At 66.9% G+C, this 4,187-nt stretch carries 3 protein-coding genes; 2 read left to right on the plus strand and 1 reads right to left on the minus strand.

Annotated elements, in window-relative coordinates:
- On the minus strand, nt 1-722 hold a 722-nt coding region (locus tag ACXJKL_RS15850), incomplete at its 3' end, for a DUF4011 domain-containing protein (RefSeq protein ID WP_457207994.1).
- An 847-nt stretch (nt 723-1,569) separates the two neighbouring features.
- Here ACXJKL_RS15850 and ACXJKL_RS15855 point away from each other — a divergent pair.
- On the plus strand, nt 1,570-3,843 hold the full coding sequence (locus tag ACXJKL_RS15855) for an MMPL family transporter (protein ID WP_457207995.1): 2,274 nt from the start codon (nt 1,570-1,572) through the stop codon (nt 3,841-3,843).
- Nucleotides 3,840-4,187 (plus strand): hypothetical protein (locus ACXJKL_RS15860; protein WP_457207996.1); only part of this gene is annotated, 348 nt, incomplete at its 3' end. The genes ACXJKL_RS15855 and ACXJKL_RS15860, both read left to right, overlap by 4 nt.

Below are 4,187 nucleotides of genomic sequence, written 5' to 3' on the forward strand. Positions count from 1 at the left end.
ATGGGGTGCTCGAGGATCTTCGCCTCGTTGTCGAGAAGATCCTTGAACATGGCCTCCTTCGCGAAAGAGAACATCGACAGGTAAGTCGTCTCACGGAGCGTCCAACCCGTGAAGGACTTGTTCTTCTCGAGCGCCGAACGAATCGCTGCCAGAGTTTCGGAAACCGTCAGACCATCGATGTCCTCGGCCGTCGGCAAGTCGATGCCGAACTCCTTCAACCGCAACGCGAGCGCCGGGTTCAATACCGGGTCATCCTCCCCCTTGGTGACGCGAGGGGTGCCCTTCGGGCCTTCGGGCAACAACTCCACTGGCACCAGCAAGAGCGGGGAGACCATCGCGGTCCCATCGACATCGGACCAATCAAGCATGCCGAAGGCGACATACAGCACCAGCAGACCTCGGTCGAGAAACTCCGCTGCGCCTCGACGCATCAGGTTGCGCACGACCGGACCGACCTCGCTGTCCGGTCGCGGAGAGTGCAGGAACGTGCCCGGTGGCAGCGGTTTGGGCGCATCTGGGTCGCCCAGGTTCACGTCACCCCGGAATGCCTGCGACTTACTGGACTGCAGTCGAGTGAGCACCTCATCTGGGTCCGGGGTATCGATCAGCAGCGACGAGGACTTCGGCGCGCGAAACTTGATGAGAGCGCTCAGTCTAGTGAGGCCCACTAGTCCATCGCGCCACGACTTCAACGCTGCCTGAATCTCGCCGTGCTGCGCCACTGTTACCAACTCCGAGGATGCTCAGCGGTCGCGCACCGTGCACGAACCGCTAGAAGAGGATGTCGGAAAACGGCCTAAACCGTCCCAAAACCACCAACTACGACTACCCAGACCGCAACGACTCCGGCTGGCAGTCCACGTGGGGCACCGGTCACATCAGCACATCAGGCGACTTGAGGTCGGTCGCGGACAGCGCAGGGACGTCTAGGCGGCACTGGCCGGGGGCGCCCATGGCCACGTCACCACGACCCACGCCGTCGGCGAGCACCTGTGACAGGGCGGTACGCCGCACAGGGTCACCCCGCTCCAGCCTGCGCTTCGATGGTGCGGCGAAGGCCGCCGCCAAGCCTCGCTGTCGAGCGATTGGTGTCTGCGGGTCCGGCACACAGGAACGCCGGTCGGACTCGACTGCTCCGGTAGGGGCAGGCGGGCTATGAGCGTCAAGCATCGTTCTGAGGGTCGTGGCCGCTTACCGTGCTTCGGTCGTGCCATATGCCCTGACTGATCCCCTGACTGATTTCGCAGGGGTTACTCATGAAACACGCTGGCACACCCCGAGACATCGAAATAGAGCCTGACCTGCGGAAACGTGTTACGTTCGGGGCTCAGGTAACACCCTGAAACACGGCTGATGAGACCTCATAACCCAGAGGTCGCAGGTTCAAATCCTGCCCCCGCTACAAATCGGAAGAGGCCCTCACAGTCACTGTGAGGGCCTCTTCCTTTTCGCGCAACCGCCGCCGCCCGGGTGGTGGGGACAACCCCACGACAAGCTCTGGGGTGCTCACCGACTCAGACACCAGCGGGCTCCAGTGCTCTGCAGGTGCCGCTCCTCGACGATCGAGACATGACCATCTCACTCGTTCGCACGCGCGGTGGTGCTCGCCCAGCGGCGGCAGATCACGGTGTCCTCGTCCGCCTGGTTCGGGGCAGTGCGCTCGTCGCGCAACGTCATCCGAAGAAGATCATCGCCGCATGGCTGCTGTTCGTGGTGGCCTGCCTGGCCTCCGGTGCCCTGGTCGGCACCCAGAACCTGACCGAGGTGCAGTCGGGGGTCGGTGAGTCGGCCCAGGCCGACGCCCTCCTGCAGCGGGCAGGGCTTCGCGACCCCGCCTCGGAGAACATCCTGATCACCGCGCCGTCAGCGACGAAGGCGAGGGCCGCGGCCGCGGACCTGACCACGCTGGCGGCCGAGCTGCCCGGTGTCGCGTCGGTGACCGGTCYCGCGCAGTCCAAGGACCTGGTCGCCGATGGTGGCCGAACACTCCTCGTGCAGGTCCAGCTGAGCGGGAATCCCGACGATGCCGCCGACCATGTCGAACCGCTGCTCGACCTCGACAAGCAGGTCGCTGCCGACCACCCAGGCACCCAGCTGCAAGAGGTCGGTGACGGGACCGAGACGAAGGCGATCAACGACCTCATCGGGACGGGCCTTCACCGCGCCGAGCTGATCTCCTTGCCCATCACCTTGCTCATCCTGGTGCTCGCCTTCGGTGCGCTCGTGGCCGCCAGCGTGCCGCTGGTGCTGGGCATCACCTCTGTCGCGGCGGCCATCGGTGCGCTGGGCCCGGTCTCGCACGTCGCACCCAACAGCGAGTCGACCTCGGCCGTCGTCGTCCTCATCGGTCTCGCCGTCGGCGTCGACTACTCCCTGTTCTACGTGCGCCGCGAGCGTGAGGAGAGCCGACGGGGACGTGGTCCGGCACGAGCTGCCGGTCGGGCGATGCCCGAGTCCGCGTTGATCGCCTCGGCCGCTGCCGTGGGCCGGGCGATCCTCATCTCGGGCCTCACCGTGATGATCTCACTGGCGGGCCTGCTGATCGCAGGCGCCGGCGACCTCGTCTCGATCGGCCTGGGCACCATCACGGTCGTCGCGATCGCGGTGCTCGGTTCGCTCACGGTGCTGCCGGCGATGCTCGCCCTCCTCGGTGACCGTGTCGACCGCGGCCGCATCCCCGGCTACCGCCGCCGTGCCACGGCTCGCGCCCGCCGCGAGGAGCGTGCTGCAGGACGGTCGGTCGGCGTATGGGCGCGGCTGGCGCGTGTGGTGACGAACCGTCCACTCGCCTTCGTGGTGGCTGCGGTCGCCGTACTCGGCGCGCTGACCATCCCGATGGTCTCGATGCACACCGGTGACCTACAGGTCGCCGACCTTCCCCAGGACCTTCCGGTGGTCCGGGCACTCAACGGCATCGAGAAGTCCTTCCCGGGCGCGCCCTCCGACACCCAGCTGGTCGTCACCGGACACGACCTCGACACCCAGAAGGCACAGGCAGACCTCACCGCAGTCGGACAGCAGGCGACCGACGTCACCGGCGGACAGGGGCCCGTCGCCATCACGGTGTCCTCGAACGGCGACGTCGCCCGCGTCAACGTACCCATGCCGGACCAGGGCCTGGACGAGGCGAGCAACACCATCCAGCGGCTCCGGGACGACGTGGCACCCACCGCGACCGGCATCGACGGCGTCAGCTCGCCAGCGCTGGTCACGGGCAGCGCCGCCTCGACGATGGACTACTCCCACCGCATGAGCGTGGCCACCCCGCGGGTCATCGGGTTCGTGCTGCTTCTCGGGTTCCTGCTCTTGCTGTTGACGTTCCGATCACCGCTGCTGGCGGTTGCTGTGATGGGCCTCAACCTGCTCTCGATCGGTGCGGCCTACGGTGTCCTGACCTCGGTCTTCCAGCACAGGTGGGCCGAGACCCTGCTCGGCTTCCACTCCTCTGGGTACATCATCAACTGGCTGCCGCTGTTCATGTTCGTGGTGCTGTTCGGCCTCTCGATGGACTACACGGTGCTGGTGCTCGAGCGCATCCGGGAAGCACGGCTCGAGGGACGAAGTCCCCGCGCCGCCGCCGCGGAGGGCGTCGGTGCCACTGCAGGAACCATCACCAGCGCTGCCGTCGTCATGGTCGCCGTGTTCTCCATCTTCGCGACGCTCGACGTGATCATGTTCAAGCAGCTGGGCGTCGGCCTCGCAGCGGCGGTGCTGATCGACGCGACACTGGTGCGAGGCGTGGCCCTGCCGGCTGTCGTCGCCCTCCTGGGTGAGCGCGGCTGGAAGATGCCCGGCTGGAAGAATGCCGCTGTCGAAGCTCGTGGAGGGGAGGACACCGCATGAGGGGGTCCACCCCGCGCGGGGGCGAGGCGGCCAGGCCCATCGCCTCGCACCTGGCATTCCTGACCGCACTCAGTGCCATCATCGTGGTGACCTGCACGGCCAGCTGGGCTGTCGCCGGGGGCGGCTACTTCTGGCCGATCTGGGTGATCCTCGGGTGCGCGGCGGTCCTGCTTCCGCTCCTGTGGCTACAGCACCTGCGCGGCAGGGCCAACACGCCGCGTTCTCGTGTGCAAGGGCACCTCGAGGTCAGCGTCACCCTGTCTGCAGCTCTCGTGTCGGTGTGGGCCATGAGCGGCGCCCAAGGCCCGTGGGTTCTCTGGTCAGTCATCGGACTGGGCGTGGTG

Source organism: Nocardioides sp. P5_C9_2, assembly GCF_054049555.1.